Source organism: Thalassospira xiamenensis M-5 = DSM 17429, assembly GCF_000300235.2.
GTDB classification, from domain to species: Bacteria; Pseudomonadota; Alphaproteobacteria; order Rhodospirillales; family Thalassospiraceae; genus Thalassospira; species Thalassospira xiamenensis.
Map to the genome: position 1 here is coordinate 1688995 of NZ_CP004388.1, position 14809 is coordinate 1703803.

The following is a 14809-nucleotide window of genomic DNA, read 5'->3' on the forward strand; positions in this document are numbered from 1 at the left end:
ACAAAAAAAGACGGCCCGGATGGGGCCGCCTTTGGCAGATCAAATTTTTATGACAAATCAGCTTTTGGTGGTTGTTGATTTGCTGGCAGCGGGGTTTTTGGCTGCTGTGGTTTTGGCCGCCGTCGCCTTGGTCGCCGGTTTTGCTGCCGTGCTGCGTGTTGCAGGCTTTTTCGCCGGGGCGGCCTTTGTCGGAAGGGCCGTTGATGCGGTTTCGACACCTTCTTTGATATGCAGGTCGCGCTGCGGGAAGGGAATCGCGTAACCGGCGGCTTCAAGTTCCGTTTTCGAACGGCGGCTGAGATCCCAGAAAGTCGCCCAGTAATCGGGCGTGCTGGTCCAGCCGCGTGCTGTCAGATCGACAGAGCTTTCGCCAAGGTTGGCGACGAAGCTCATGGGTTCGGGGTCCTTTAGAACGCGCGGATCGCTTGCGACCATATTTTTAAGGAAATCAAGTGCGGCATCGACATCATCGTCATAAGAAATACCAACCTTGATATCCAGACGACGGGTCGGATTGCGCGAATAGTTTTTGATCGCGCTGTTCCAGATTTGCGAATTCGGAGCGGAAACAAAGACCCCGTCTGCCGTTTTGAACAGCGTCGTGAACAGGGTGATTTCAACCACGGTGCCCGAAACAGAACCCGCTTCGATGAATTCGTCGACTTTGATTGGTCGCAGGATCAGGATCATTACGCCAGCGGCAATGTTGGACAATGTCCCTTGCAGGGCCAAGCCGATAGCAAGACCGGCGGCACCAAGTACGGCGATGATGCTTGCGGTCTGGACGCCGAAATTCGACAGAACGGCGATCAGGACAAAGATCAGTATCAGGTAGCGCACAATGTTTGCGGCAAGGGGTTTGATCGTCGCGTCGACAAATTTTGCATTCTTCAGGGAATGGCGGACCAGGGCGGAGGCGCGACCAGCGACCCACCAGCCGACAATCAGAATCAGAACCGCACCCAGCAGATCCATCCCGAAGCCCAGCGCAAATGCCTTTAGCATTTCGGCAATCGTCGCCATATCTGTTTCCATCATTTAAACCTCACTTGCTCAGAGATTGTATGTGCTGCTAACATGGGTTGTAGTATAAAGCCCACATACTAGCTTATGATGCTTCAGCATCGCAGGTTTAGGCGATCTTGAAAAGTGACCTCAAAGTACCACCTGAACCTAGTGTTATGGAACTTTTCGTATTTTCGGTCGTTTAGAGACATAATATGACCATCATTGGTGATATTGTTGGTTAGTGAATAACAACCTGAACTATAGGGGCAAAAACATGCAGCTTCGTCCGTCTTTTATCTGTGCTATCGGGGGCATCGCCCTTCTTAGCGCGTGTAGCAGTGTCGACAACTCGGGTACGGCAGTCCCGTATGGCGGTAACCCGTTTACTTACGGTAACTCCGTGAATGGTGCGATTACCGGCGCGGAACCTTCAACCGCGTTTGGCAAGGCGCTTAAAGCCGAATATATCGCATACGCACAGCGTGAAGCCGATGAATGGTACGATTTCTTCGACGCCGACTTCTTTGCGAAGAAAGCAGGCAAGGTCGCTGAAAACGAAACGATTCTTCCGGAAGATCCGGCCAACTGGCGTTTTGACGCCGAAGAAATCGCACAGAAGCGCGCAGTTCGTGATGAACTGATCGCTCTTCTTGACGATGGCAAGCGTGAAGCAAAACCGGATACGGCCGCAATTGCGCAGGCTCGTTTCGATTGCTGGATCGAAGAAAGCGAAGAAGGTTGGCAGACCGATCTGATCAGCCAGTGCTGGAAAGATTTCGAAGCCGCAATGTCAGAATTGCGTGCGGAAGAGCCGAAAGAAATGGCACCGGAACCGGTTGCAGCCGCGCCGCGTCTGTTCACCATCTTCTTCGACTTTGACAGCACCGCGATCACCCCGGTTTCCGAGCGTGTTCTTGATGCCGCTGCCGAGCAGTGGGCGTCGAGCATGAGCAACGTGACCGTCGTTGGCCATACCGATGCGTCGGGTGCGGCTTCTTATAACCAGGGTCTGTCGGAGCGTCGTGCTTCTTCGGCACTGTCAGAGCTGACCAAACGTGGTGTTAAAGGCGACATGGTTGACAGCGAAGCTGTTGGCGAGAGCGATCTGCTTATCCCGACTCCGGATGGTGTTCGTGAACCGCGTAACCGTCGCGTGACCATCTCGATCGACTAATCCGCGATCGTTTACCAAATCTTCGGCAACGGGGTGGCATGATGCCACCCCGTTGTTTTTTATGGATAGTCGATTAAATACAGATTTAATCCTGTGAATAACGGTTGAAATTGGACGCAATACACCTAATGTCTGCGGGATATCCGAGCCGCGAAAGGGAGAGACGGGGGAAGATGATCAGAAATTTGTGCCGTTCATTGCGCGGTGCCGGTATCTGCGCGATGGCCGTTGTTATCATGGCCGGAAGTTTTGCCCGACCAGGGGCTGCTGCAGATAAAACGCCACCAGTACCATTTGAAAAGCTTTATGCCGCCGAGCGCGGTGACGGCAAGTATCTTCGTTTCAATGCCTTTTCGGGCGAAATTCCGGGCAAGCGGATCAAGGCACTTTTGCGGTCCGGTCAGGTCATCGGTGATCGCATCCTTCTTGCCGAGGACGTCGCTGTTTATTTCCCGGACGGTTATATCGTCCAGTCACAGGTTCGTTTTGGCAAATATATTCCCCGTCCCGGTCTGATTGCCGGTGCTGTTGCCAAACGTGACCATCTGATCGAAAACCCGCGCTATGCGCTTGTCGGGCAGTTTGACCAGATTCTTGGCAAGGAATGCGCCCGTACCGAATATGCCAATGGCTTTGCTGCGCTCCGGATCAAGTCCGATGGCGTGATGTCGCTGGTGATGGAAACGTCGGGACTTTACGATCCGCTGGTTGACGAAGCGACGACGACCTACACGGTGACCAGTGCCGTGCAGCCGGATTTCATCGGCAATCAGGGGCTGGTTCCCGATTTGATGAAAATGTGCGGTCGCGGCTGATTTCGGCCTGCTTGGTATGAAATGAAAGGCACCGCCATCACGCGGTGCCTTTTGTGTTTTTGGCGTCGGTCCGGCGCGCCGTGTCAGGCGACTTTCCAGTCCGGGGCGAAAAGACGGGGGATTTCGATTGCCGGGCAACGGTTCATCACGACATCAAGCCCGGCATCCTGCGCGCGGGTGGCACCACTGATGTTGATGACGCCAAGCTGCATCCAGACGGATTTGGCACCAATCGCAATGGCCTCGTCAATCACGCCACCGGCATCCTCGCTATTGCGGAAGATATCGACCATATCGACCGGCTCAGGAATATCGCCAAGGGTTGCGAAGACCTTTTGACCGTGGATTTCACCGCCAGCCTGGCCGGGATTGACCGGAATGACGTGATAGCCGCGCGATAAAAGGAACTTCATCACACCGTTTGACGGGCGTTCGGGTTTCGGGCTGGCGCCGACCAGCGCAATTGTCTTGGTACGTTCAAGCAATGCCTGCGTGGCATTGTCGTTGGGATTTTCAAAATCGCTCATGTCATCTGCCTTTGGTTTGCGATGCGGCATCGTTATGTCTGTATGATACATAAGGTTTTGATCTGCTGCTGCAATCTTCTGGCGTCGGGATTATGTGATGCCGCGACGCTCGCAGAAAGTTGATGGCAAATTTAACTGACGGATTGAACGGAACAGGGTTGAGTAAGGATATATTGCCCATTATCCAAAACACCAAAGGTATCCCGCATGTTTCCATGGCTTGATCCGTCCGGCAGATTTTCGGTTTTTAAGCTGACCGTGTTTGTGCTGCTGCTTGTGCCGGGCTGTTTCATTCTCTGGCCGGTGATTGCCGAAGGCGGGGCGACCATTCCGGTCAAGGAGGCGATCCTTGAAAGCGGTGATTGGGCGATCCGGATGTTGCTGATCTCGCTTCTGATCACGCCGCTTCGCCGGATTATACGTGCCAGCAAGCTTGTCCAAATTCGCCGTCAGGTTGGTTTGGCGGCGTTGGGATATGCCTTAACCCATCTGTTGTTATATATGCTGAGCCAGTCATGGGATGTGCTGCGTGTGGCTAATGAAATTCTGGTGCGGATTTATCTGACCATCGGCTTTGTTGCGCTGACGGGGCTTGTCATTCTTGGGATGACATCGACCAAATCAGCCATGCGCAAGCTTGGCGGGAACTGGACCCGGTTGCACAAGATCAGTTATGGCATTGGCGTGTTGGCGGCCCTGCATTTCTTTATGCAGTCAAAGATCGATGTCAGCGAAGCGACCCTGATGTCGGGATTTTTTGTTGCACTTATGCTGTATCGCGTGGCGCATGCGCGTGACTGGTCGTTGAGATCACCGTTCGTTCTGGTCTCAATCGCGGTTCTGGCCGGGCTGGTAACCGCAGGGATTGAATATGCGTGGTACGGGCTTGCGACCGGTGTGCCGCCGTCGGCCGTTCTGGTCGCCAATCTGGATTTCATGTGGCCGTTGCGACCAGCATGGAATGTGTTGCTGTGCGGATTGGTTGTCGCGGTGATCAGCCTGTTCGGGCGAGATGCGATCGGCCGTGAATGGCTGGGCCAGATCGCATCGACCCTGTTCGTCAGACCGCAGCGTTCGCGCGGCGGGTAAGGGCGGTCAGGAGGCCCGCACCGATCATGACGGCACCGCCTGCACGGGTCAGGCGCAACATGGCGGTCGGTTTGCGGAATTTTTCGCGCAGGGCACCGGCCATGATTGCCCAGATCGCAACATTGACCGCCGCCAGCGAGACAAAGGTTGCGGTCATAATCACGAATTGAGGCAATATGGGCATCGAGGCATTGACGAATTGCGGCACAAAGGCAATGAAGAACACGATGCCTTTGGGGTTTAAGGCCGTCACGATATAGGCCTGCAGGAACATGCGTGACGGTCGGTTGCGTTTGGCATCCGGGTTATCTTCCAGTAATCCCGGTTTTTCGCGCCACATCTTGATGCCAAGATAAATCAGATATCCCGCGCCGCATAATTTCAGCACCGTAAACGCATTTGCCGATGCCGCCAGCAACGCACCGGCACCGGCCAGCGAAACCGTCATCGCGGTTAGGTCGCCCAGCGCAACACCCGGAACCGTCGCCCATGCGGTCTGGCGGCCCTTGCCAAGGGCATAGCTGACCACCAGCATGATGGTCGGACCGGGAATGGCCAGCACGATTGAGCAGGCCAGAACGAAGGTAAGCCAGATTTCCAAATTCATCATTCCCCTCCTTCGGGTGATTTTCAGCAATTATCAAGCCAGAGCCGACGGGGGAAGTCGAGGGCAAAGTAACGGGCGATATCGCGCCTATTCGTGCCGCCATTCCGGATGCCGTTTTTCAACGAATGCGCCGATCCCTTCGCGGGCATCATGTTTTTGCATGTTGTCGGTCATCACCCCGGATGCATAGGCATAAGCGTCGGACAATGGCATTTCGAGCTGGCGGTAGAATGCTTCCTTGCCCAGTTTTACCGTCATGCCCGAACGTGATGCGATGCGTTTGGCAAGGTCGTCAGTTGCGGTGATCAGGTCGTCATCTTCGACGACATCGGAAATCAGCCCCATCTGCCACGCGGTTTGGGCATCAATCGGGTCACCGGTCAACAGCATGCGCATGGCATGTTTGCGCGATACATTGCGGCTGAGTGCGACCATCGGGGTCGAACAGAACAGCCCGATATTGACGCCGGGTGTGGCAAATTTTGCAAATGTTCCGGCAACGGCAAGATCGCAGCTTGCCACCAGTTGGCAACCGGCAGCGGTCGCCACGGCATGAACGCGTGCGATCACCGGCTGGGGCAGGGTGACAATCCGCATCATCAGCGCGCTGCATTGGGAAAACAGGGCCGCATGGCCGTCGCAGGTGGAAATGCCGTTCATTTCCTTAAGGTCATGACCGGCACAAAAAGCCGGACCGTTTGCCGCAAGGATCACACAGCGAATGGCAGGATCGCCTGCGATCTGATCCAATGCCGTGTGCAGAGCCGCCATCATCGCCCCGGAAAGGGCATTGCGGCTTTTGGCGGCATTCAGGGTCAGGGTTGCGACCGGGCCCTCGTCTTTGCGCAGGACAAGGCTGGTTTCATCTGTGTGGCTGTTGGGCGAGTTTCTGGTCATTTATGCCTCCCTGTGATGGCGCGCACTGTATGTTTTTTACTTTTACGTCAATATACTGTCGTTGTAGAATTTCACGTCCCGGTTTTGTTGGAAACCAAAAATACCACAATAATGATCCTGACCTGTGGGGCGGTCCCGTTTATGGGCAGTGGGAAATGACCGACGACGAAAAACGTAAACCACAGCGGGCTCCTGGTCGTTTTGTCACGACCAAGGAAATCGTTAAAAAGCGCCAGCCGGTTTCGCCGGTCGCCAAGACGAAAATGAAACGCTATGACCGTAAGGAGGCCATAGACTGGGACATGGAACGTCAGCGCGCCGAGGCACGCGCCCGGTTGTTAAGCCGCGGGTTTGACGTTCCCGAAATCCTTCAGCCCCGCCGACCGGAAAAGGATCCGGATAACCCGGATGTCAGCGCCCCTGATCCCGATATGGCGCGTGATATTTCCGGGACGGCAATGGCGGGACCGAAACCCGCCGCGCCGAAAAAGATAAAGCCGGTTACCGCAAATGATCTGCGCAGTACCGGTAAACCGGGCGACAGGCCGAAACCCAATCGTCACGTCCTTGCCGGAAATGCCGCCCTGTATCAGGCCCAACCCAATGGGGCGCAGACAAATGCCGCGCAGGAAGACCCGCGGGGCGGGGGTGACGGGACAGGAAATGCGTATAAGGAATATCTGGAAAGTCTGGGCGATGGGGTGCAAACCGGTCTGGATATGCATAACGATATTGCCGGTCGTGTAGATGATCTGAAATCCACATCGCGCAATGGATCTGGCAATATCGATCTGCCTGATAACAGTGCAAACTGGCTTAGTCAGGAAGAAGCCCGTCGACTTAATGCCGGCATCGTATCGCCGGCACATTCGGCACGCGTGGGCGGCCGGAAAGCCACCAAGCAGCGCCGGGCCAACAAAAAAGCAACGGAACGCAGAAATGCTTTGGCGATTGATAAAGTCCTGCCGAAGCTGGGTGCATATATGGTTGCAGCCATTGCTGTCGGCTATGTTCTGGTACTGGTTTATACCGAGCTTGGCAAATTGATCAGCGGATAGCGTAAAGGCAATCCAGGATAGAATATCAATTCCTGAACTTTGCCTCAAACCTGCCTAAATGTGGGGACTATTATACCGTGTTGCACGCTTAAGCGTGTGACAGGGGATTTTATGATTCGTAATTATGCGTAATGGGGAGAGTGCAAGACGAGGGGGAACCCTGTATTGGCTGGCAAGGTATGCCGGGTAAGGCAGGGGCTGGAATGTGACATTAACCCTTGTTGCAGGAGACGGCGGAGGTAGCGCCGTAGTCGCCATGGAAAGTGACGTAAAAGGTCAGGAAGACCGCCACCCGGTTTACCTTCCGGAAAACCGGTATCACTGGGCGTCCAACGATGAAGTGGACAAGCCCACAGTTATCCTGCGTGGTCCGGTCAGGCCAAGATTTAAACGTCCCACATCCGATATCAGTTCCAATTTCGATCTGAATGACTGGTTGCGGAAAAAATTACCGCGCGCCAGTGCATCCCTGATTGTCAGTATCGTAATTGCGAGTGTGATCCTCGCGACCTATTCAGAACTTGCTGTTCTGTTATCACGATGATGGCACGTATATCAGGGGTGGATCGCGCGGCGCCAGCGCGTCTGGTGTCGGCCGGTGTCCGCCATCGGGCGCACATGCAGGGCATGGATAATCCCCAGCCTGATGGTAATATATCGGGGGAGCAGGACCCGATTGATCCTAACCCGGATCAGGATGCCCGCGACAGTGATCCGCGCGAAAGCGGGGAGCAACCCAAAAAAACAAATCCCAGTACCGCAGCGACCGAAACGATATCCGAAGACGTTAAACCGTTTGCTGATTTCATTTCGATCCTGACTCCCTTTGGACACCGCTCCGTTACCCAAGATGGTGACGACACGATGCATTCCAAGCTCCCACAAACCCGGCCCGGTGTGTTTTCCGAAGCCTTGCCGGGGCATCCACCAGAAATTCCTGTCCACGCAAATGCGCTCAGGCCGACTGCATTGTCTGGGGCTGCCGTGAAGCGGCGTGGAGTGGAAAAGTGGTTGCCCAATATCGGATCCTTCCTGATTACGGTCATTGTGATTCTGGCCGTGATCTGGATAACGGTGATCGAGCTTTCGTCAATTCTTGGCGGGTAGGAGAGGGGATTGTCGGGGGCGTTTCTATGCGGCACCGGTTGTGATCATCAAGGGTGTCTGGTTCTTCGAAAATATTGACGTTAACGTAAACGTTATGTCAGGCTGTGTTCAAAGGGAACAGTGCTACCAAAGGCAAGGGTGGCGACAGGGAGGAACCCGCAATGACAGCCATGCCACCCCGCACGGGTATAACGCCTGCTGATTTTGATGTGATCATGCGCGAGAAAGTTCCGTTCGTCGGGGACATGAACGTACGAACCGAAGAACTTTCGGGGGACCGTGCCCTGTTACGTCTGCCGTTTAACGAACGGCATATCCGGCCGGGCAATGTGATTTGTGGCCCGGCGATCTTTGCGCTGGCCGATATTGCGCTTTATGCGGTGGCGTGGCTTGTGGTACCCAAGGCCGATCTGGCGGTGACGACCGAGGCGACGGTGCATTTCCTTTCCGGGGCGAAGCCGGGTGATTTGCTGGCAGAGGCGAAAATCCTCAAGGCCGGGAAGCGGCTTCTGATTGCGGAATGTCATATCCGGTCGGCTGTTGATGGCGCACTTTGTGCGCATGTCATCGGGACCTATGCCATGCCGCCGGAAAAGGGGGCGGAGCCGAAACCGGTATGAAAATGATGAAAATCAATGTGGTAAAATAATACCTATTGATTTAAGTGTTTGAAATACAACGAAATATTCCTGTTGCTTTCCTGTTTAATGCTGGCATACTGCGCCGACTTTCAACGAGGGGCGATTCCCTCCGTGGAACCCAGTTTTCGAGTATTAAATTATGAAAACCTTCACTGCGACACCGAGTGACATCGAGCGCAAATGGTTTGTAGTCGACGCAGAAGACGTCGTACTCGGCCGTCTTGCAGCCGTTGTTGCCAACCGTCTTCGTGGTAAACACAAAGCAATGTTTACCCCGCACATGGATTGTGGCGATCACATCGTCATCGTCAATGCCGAAAAAGTCAAACTGACCGGCCGTAAACTTCAGAACAAGAAGTTCTACTGGCACACCGGTTATCCGGGCGGCATCAAAGAACGCACCATGGACAAGCTGCTGAATGGCGAGCATCCGGAACGTGTGATCATCAAAGCTGTCGAGCGTATGATGTCCCGTGGTCCGCTGCGCAGCCAGGTTCTTTCCAAGCTGCACGTCTATGCCGGTACCGAGCATCCGCATGATGCACAGAAGCCGGAAGTTCTCGATCTTGCCGCAATGAACGACAAGAATAAGCGGAGTGCTAAGTAATGGCCGACACCAAAACTCTTGAAGATCTCAAAGATCTGGCACAGGGCGGTGAAGCTGCTGCTGCAGAAGGCACCCTGCCGGAACCGAAGATCGACGCACAGGGCCGTTCCTATGCAACCGGTCGTCGTAAGAACGCAATTGCACGCGTCTGGATCAAACCGGGCTCGGGCAAAGTTACCGTCAATGGCCGCGAATTCGAAGATTACTTCGCACGTCCGGTTCTGCGCATGGTGATCAACCAGCCGTTCGGCGTTGCCAATCGTAAAGATCAGTTCGACGTCGTTTGCACCGTTACCGGTGGTGGTCTTTCCGGTCAGGCCGGTGCCGTTCGTCACGGTATTTCGCGCGCGCTGACCCTGTTTGAGCCGGCACTGCGTCCGTCGCTCAAGGCAGGCGGCTTCCTGACCCGTGACTCCCGTGCAGTCGAACGTAAAAAATACGGTCGCGCCAAAGCACGTCGTAGCTTCCAGTTCTCGAAACGTTGATTTTGTCAATCCTTCCGAGGCATCCGGATACGGAAAACCCGCTACCATTTGGTGGCGGGTTTTTTGTTGCGGCTAATAAGTGGTTTTCACAGGTTAGCTAATTTGAGACCTATGTTTCGCATTTATTCTCTAGAACATCAATAATATGATCTAAAAGCTCAACGAAGGTTATTTTATTGAAATAATTATTGAGTGAATCGCTCACCACAACTTTGCTCTCAAATTCCATAATTTTTTGTCTTAAGTTTTTTAGTTCGGAAACGGCATTTTCATAATTGAGATTTTCGGTGTTTTTAAGAATTTCTTCTGGCCAAAAACAAAATGCATCAATTCCGCAGCACTTAGCTTCGCAGTTAGTCTCTATAGATTTCCAAAAATCAGCCAATTCATCCATAAATGGGTCTATGTGAACAGCAGATTCTCTACCTTCATTAATATTGCGAAATTTTATCCATAAGTCTTTTCCAATGCTTATGTCATCGGTGGGATTATATTTAGAATATTTGGGCAATTGAATTTCCTTAAAATAATATGAGTATAATTATATGCCAATTTAATTTATCACTGGTTCTTCTCGCTGAAAACACTATTGAAGAGGTGAGGAATTGGCTGCAGACTATTTTTACACTCTATAATGCATTGAAATTAAAAAATTTACACAAGATTTCATTGTTTCAAGCGTTAAGTCGTTTTCGGGCATCGGGCTCGCGATTTTATTGGAAAAGCGTCACCTTCGGGTGGCGCTTTTTCTTTTTGCGGGATCGTCCGGCAGGACAACAAAAAAAACGGCGTCTTCACCATGGAAGACGCCGCTTTTTGTTTGGTTCAGCGGAATGTAACAGCGGGTATTGCGTTACTGCCAGCGGTCCGAAAAATCGCGCGGGATCATAAGGATGTCGCGATCCACCTTGGTCACGTCCGTACGCCCGCAAAGCGCCATGGAGACTTCAAGCTCCTTGTGAATGATCTCAAGCGTCTTGGTCACACCGGCTTCGCCCATTGCGCCCAGACCATAAACATAAGCGCGCCCGATATAGGTGCCCTTGGCACCCAGTGCCAGTGCCTTCAGCACATCCTGGCCGGAACGGATCCCGCTATCCAGATGGACCTCGATCTTGTCACCGACGGCATCCATGATTGCGGGCAATGCACGGATTGAGGACAGGGCACCATCAAGCTGGCGTCCGCCATGGTTGGAAACAATGATGGCATCTGCGCCAACGTTAAGGGCTTCCAGGGCATCACGCGGATCAATGATCCCCTTGATGATCAAGGGCCCATCCCACATTTTGCGGAACTCGCGAATACGGTCCCAATCAAGTGATTCATCGAACGCTTCGGCGGTCCAGGTACTCAGTGAAGAGGGGTCGGCAACCCCCTTGGCATGACCGACGATGTTACCAAAGAAGCGGCGCTTGGTACCAAGCATACCCAGCCCCCACTGCACCTTTGTCATCATGTTGGCGACCGATTTGACGGTCAGCTTGGGCGGGGCAGACAGACCGTTCTTCAGGTCCTTGTGGCGTTGCCCGAGCATCTGAAGATCCACCGTGATGACCGCGGCGGAGCACTTGGCTGCTTTCGCCCGGTCAAAAAGCCGCTTCATGAAATCGTCGTCTTTGAGCGTGTAAACCTGTAACCAGAAGGGCTTGGAGGTGTTCTCGGCAACATCCTCGATCGAACAGATCGACATGGTCGACAATGTGTAAGGGACGCCGAACTTCTCCGCCGCACGGGCAGCCTTGATTTCGCCGTCTGCGCATTGCATGCCGGTCAGTCCGACCGGGGCAAGGGCGACAGGCATGGCGACATCCTGACCGATCATCCGGCTTTTGGTTGAGCGCCCGGCCATGTCAATCGCGACCCGCTGACGCAGGTGAATATCCTGAAAGTCGGTGGTGTTTTCACGGAATGTCTGCTCGGTCCAGCTTCCGGATTCTGCGTAATCGTAAAACATGCGCGGTGCGCGACGTTTATAGATACGTTTCAGGTCTTCGACGCAGGTAATCACTGGCATGAGGTCAACTCCGAATAAAATGCGCTCGGTAATGGTAATACCAGTTTCGGAGGTTATCGCAAACCGAATTGAAAATCAGCTTCTTGTAGGGCCCAAATTGTTTCCGTATTCCGGAATCAGGGTGATGTTGTGGTCGGAAAAGAATTTTAAAAAGGAGGATCGAAAATTCGGAAGGTTGTGATAATAACAATGCATCGAAGAAACATTTTTTGAATTCAAGGTGACATCCAATGGTTGGAACAATGCGACGAGCTTTCAAGACATAAGTGTTTGAACCTCTGTTGGATTACCTTGTGATATGTGAAGGGCCGCTAATGGAGCGGTCTTTTTTTATGCCAATTCGGAAGGTTGGCAATTACCTGAAGCCCAAAGAAAGGGACCCCCGATATGCAGTACAGAAAGCTGCAAGATGATGATCTTCATGCCCTTGACGCATTTCTCGCGACCCATGCCGAAACCAGCATGGTTCTGCGCAGCAATTTGCGAAAAACCGGCATGAACCGACGTCATCATCCGCTTTCAGGCTGCTATTACGGTGAAGTTTCCAGCGATGGCACGGTGACGGCGGTTTTGACTATATTTGGCAACGGTAATGTCTTTGTGCAAACCGGCGGTAAGCCGGTGCCGCGCGATTTGATTGACCAGTTTCGTGCAGAGAATACGCAGGCAGTGGCTGGTTTCTATGGTCCGGCGGATCAGGCGAAAAGCGTGATCGAGATGCTTGGGCTTGGCGATGCGGAATTTGCAATCAATGCATGCGATGCCTTTTATCGTCTTGATCTTGCCAACCTGATCCTGCCGCAAAATGTGCGGTCGGACAGTTTCCAGATGGTTGATGCCGAACGGATTGATCGCAATACGCTGCTGCGTTGGCTGCGCGCCTACGAGATCGAGGCACTGGGCGGACAGGATACGCCAGCTCTTGATAGCCGGATCGCCAGTCGCCTTGTCCATGCGCTAAATGACCGCAACATGTGGGTGCTTGTGGTGGATGGTGTGCCGGTCAGTCTTTCGGGGTTCAACGCCGAACTGCCCGACATGGTCCAGATCGGCCCGGTCTGGACGCCGCCCGAACAGCGCGGCAATGGCTATGCCCGTATCCTGGTCGCCAAAACGCTTCTGGCGGCACGGGCGCGCGGCGTGACCCATGCGGTGCTGTCAACAGATAGCCCGGCGGCGGCGAAGGCTTATGAGGCCATCGGGTTCGAATGTGGCGGCGCGTATCGCTTGGCGTTGTTGGCGAGCCCGGTTAAGCTGCCCGAACCGATTTCATGTCCGTGAGGTGCGCCCGTGACCGGGCCTGAGAGATTGCTGCGTTTTAAACAAATCCTGCTGCCGGTCCTTGGACTGGTGGCAGGGCTATTTGCCGGTATAATGCCGGTTGATGCAGCCGCACAGAATTTATCCCAAGTCCTGTATCGTTTTGAAGACAGGCCGCTGGTTTTGGGGAAATATGGCGCGGTTGCCGATTTTCAGGGTCGGTTGTTTGTGGCCGCGGCAAGTTGCAAGCGCGGCAGCACGTCGGCCTATGGCGCGACGGATGGTATTGTTGGCGCCAAGACGCGCAACGCGATCATGGATTTACAGCCCTGTCTTGATCCGAGTGTTAAAGCGGCCATCGGTGGTGCGAATCCCGGCGCGATCACGGTCGGGCTCTGGAGGTTGCTGATGCCGGCAGAACAGCCCTTTCCCGATGCGATCACGCGGGCCAATCATCTGACCTTCGCACTGGAAGGCACGGATTACGACGCCATCCAGTTCAATTTCTGCCAGTCGCGCAACCCGAGGAGCGGCAAGCGATATCTGGAAGGGGATCCGTGGTGTTATACTAACGATCCCAATGCCTATCTGACCTGGGGGCCGCGCGGGGCGACCGCCGGGGCAGGGGCGGAAATCCAGCAGATTGTCTTTGCCGCCGAATGGGCCAATCCCGGGTTGCTCAATGCCGTCTTTGGCCCGCATACCGATGCGATTCACCGGTTGGCGCTGGGCAATAATCAAAGTGCGTTTGATATCCTGTGTGCGATCTGGATCGATCCGAAACGTCGGGCCGATTTCACCGAAAGGTTCGCACGATATGGTGCATTGCCCGAAGTGCAGCGTGCCTATCGCCGCGTTTATGATGCAGCCAATGCCGATGGCGGAAAAATCGCCCGGTTTTTCAAGATTTATGCTGCGCTAAAGCCTGTTATCGGTCGTGATCCGACGGAAATTGATCTGGCTTATTTTATCGACATGGCGACACATGGCATGGCCCCGCCCGGCAATGTTTCCGATCTGTCGGCAAAGATGGTCAAGTTTGCCAGCCGGACGCGCAAGGTGCCAAGCCCGGGAGAATTGCGCCGCCAGCTTGCCGCGTGGTTGCCATCACAGCACAAATATAACGACCGGATCGCACGTGATGCGATTTTCCTGATTGATGATCCGGAAATCACATTGTCCGATACCCATCGCCGTATCTGGCAACAGCGATCAGGCTTGAAAGCCAGCGATTTTGGTCTTTCGGATCATCGATATGTTTCGGATTATCCGGTGGCAGCGCCGACGGGTTTTGAGAAAATCGAACGGTTTTATACTGTTCTGCCTGAGGATAAGCGCGCCTGTCCGGCCAATGTGCGCAAATCCCGACGTCCGTAAAAGGCAACTTTTCCCTGTGATGCATGTCATCCCTGCATGGGGCATGATCGCGCAATGCAGGGGAAATACCGCCTAAGGGCTTGCATCTGCGGGGCTTGTTTGCCAACATCCGCCCGTTAATCGCGCCCGGTGACCATAAA

The 14809-nt window shown here is 53.9% G+C and carries 17 protein-coding genes; 11 read left to right on the forward strand and 6 right to left on the reverse strand.

Translation table 11 applies throughout. The features are described from left to right. Positions 1–57: 57 nt before the first annotated feature. Positions 58–1038 (reverse strand): mechanosensitive ion channel family protein, encoded by a 981-nt coding sequence (locus TH3_RS07950; RefSeq protein ID WP_139328169.1) that lies wholly within the window; start codon positions 1036–1038, stop codon positions 58–60. 244 nt (positions 1039–1282) lie between these two features. On the opposite strand from TH3_RS07950, the gene TH3_RS07955 reads away from it, so the two are divergent. Together TH3_RS07955 and TH3_RS07960 are read left to right on the forward strand one after the other, a co-directional pair. Then, entirely contained in the window at positions 1283–2182 is a 900-nt protein-coding gene (locus TH3_RS07955; protein ID WP_076519535.1) for an OmpA family protein, read from the forward strand. Positions 2183–2355: 173 nt separating this feature from the next. Next, complete coding sequence (locus TH3_RS07960; RefSeq protein WP_007091645.1) at positions 2356–2997, forward strand: hypothetical protein; 642 nt, start codon at positions 2356–2358, stop codon at positions 2995–2997. 83 nt (positions 2998–3080) lie between these two features. Here the strand turns inward: TH3_RS07960 and TH3_RS07965 are convergent, their stop codons facing one another. Further along, entirely contained in the window at positions 3081–3524 is a 444-nt protein-coding gene (locus TH3_RS07965; protein ID WP_052268409.1) for a CoA-binding protein, read from the reverse strand. A 207-nt stretch (positions 3525–3731) separates the two neighbouring features. On the opposite strand from TH3_RS07965, the gene TH3_RS07970 reads away from it, so the two are divergent. After that, positions 3732–4613, forward strand: coding sequence for a protein-methionine-sulfoxide reductase heme-binding subunit MsrQ (locus tag TH3_RS07970; RefSeq protein WP_007091643.1), 882 nt, complete (start codon positions 3732–3734; stop codon positions 4611–4613). Here TH3_RS07970 and TH3_RS07975 read toward each other — a convergent pair. Then, the gene (locus tag TH3_RS07975; RefSeq protein WP_338057531.1) at positions 4585–5223 is read right to left on the reverse strand and encodes a LysE family translocator; all 639 of its coding nucleotides are present in this window, start codon (positions 5221–5223) and stop codon (positions 4585–4587) included. The genes TH3_RS07970 and TH3_RS07975 overlap by 29 nt on opposite strands. Positions 5224–5307: 84 nt before the next feature. Continuing rightward, entirely contained in the window at positions 5308–6117 is an 810-nt protein-coding gene (locus tag TH3_RS07980; protein WP_007091641.1) for an enoyl-CoA hydratase, read from the reverse strand. Positions 6118–6272: 155 nt separating this feature from the next. Between TH3_RS07980 and TH3_RS07985 the strand changes: the two genes are divergently transcribed. From TH3_RS07985 to rpsI, 6 genes are all read left to right on the forward strand, one after another. Further along, positions 6273–7175, forward strand: a complete 903-nt coding sequence (locus TH3_RS07985) for a hypothetical protein (protein WP_007091640.1) — start codon at positions 6273–6275, stop codon at positions 7173–7175. 205 nt (positions 7176–7380) lie between these two features. Further along, positions 7381–7719: a hypothetical protein gene (locus TH3_RS07990; RefSeq protein WP_139190014.1), complete on the forward strand. Its 339-nt coding sequence runs from the start codon at positions 7381–7383 to the stop codon at positions 7717–7719. Then, a complete protein-coding gene (locus TH3_RS07995; RefSeq protein WP_007091638.1) occupies positions 7716–8282 on the forward strand; it encodes a hypothetical protein in 567 nt (188 codons plus the stop codon). The genes TH3_RS07990 and TH3_RS07995 overlap by 4 nt, the downstream gene beginning before the upstream one ends. 161 nt (positions 8283–8443) lie before the next feature. Continuing rightward, positions 8444–8902, forward strand: a complete 459-nt coding sequence (locus tag TH3_RS08000; protein WP_007091637.1) for a PaaI family thioesterase — start codon at positions 8444–8446, stop codon at positions 8900–8902. 160 nt (positions 8903–9062) lie between these two features. Continuing rightward, positions 9063–9530: a 50S ribosomal protein L13 gene (rplM, locus tag TH3_RS08005; protein WP_007091636.1), complete on the forward strand. Its 468-nt coding sequence runs from the start codon at positions 9063–9065 to the stop codon at positions 9528–9530. Further along, on the forward strand, positions 9530–10015 hold the full coding sequence (gene rpsI, locus TH3_RS08010) for a 30S ribosomal protein S9 (RefSeq protein ID WP_007091635.1): 486 nt from the start codon (positions 9530–9532) through the stop codon (positions 10013–10015). The genes rplM and rpsI overlap by 1 nt, the downstream gene beginning before the upstream one ends. A 109-nt stretch (positions 10016–10124) precedes the next feature. Here rpsI and TH3_RS08015 read toward each other — a convergent pair whose 3' ends face one another. Both TH3_RS08015 and TH3_RS08020 read right to left on the reverse strand, forming a co-directional pair. Beyond that, positions 10125–10526, reverse strand: coding sequence for a DUF6331 family protein (locus TH3_RS08015; protein ID WP_007091634.1), 402 nt, complete (start codon positions 10524–10526; stop codon positions 10125–10127). A 342-nt stretch (positions 10527–10868) separates the two neighbouring features. After that, a complete protein-coding gene (locus tag TH3_RS08020; protein WP_007091633.1) occupies positions 10869–12032 on the reverse strand; it encodes an alpha-hydroxy acid oxidase in 1164 nt (387 codons plus the stop codon). A gap of 387 nt (positions 12033–12419) precedes the next feature. Between TH3_RS08020 and TH3_RS08030 the strand changes: the two genes are divergently transcribed. Then, on the forward strand, positions 12420–13313 hold the full coding sequence (locus tag TH3_RS08030) for a GNAT family N-acetyltransferase (protein WP_007091631.1): 894 nt from the start codon (positions 12420–12422) through the stop codon (positions 13311–13313). A 27-nt stretch (positions 13314–13340) separates the two neighbouring features. Beyond that, positions 13341–14669 carry a hypothetical protein gene (locus TH3_RS08035; protein WP_007091630.1) on the forward strand — a complete coding sequence of 443 codons (1329 nt, stop codon included), beginning with the start codon at positions 13341–13343 and terminating at the stop codon, positions 14667–14669. The last annotated feature ends 140 nt before the right edge of the window (positions 14670–14809 follow it).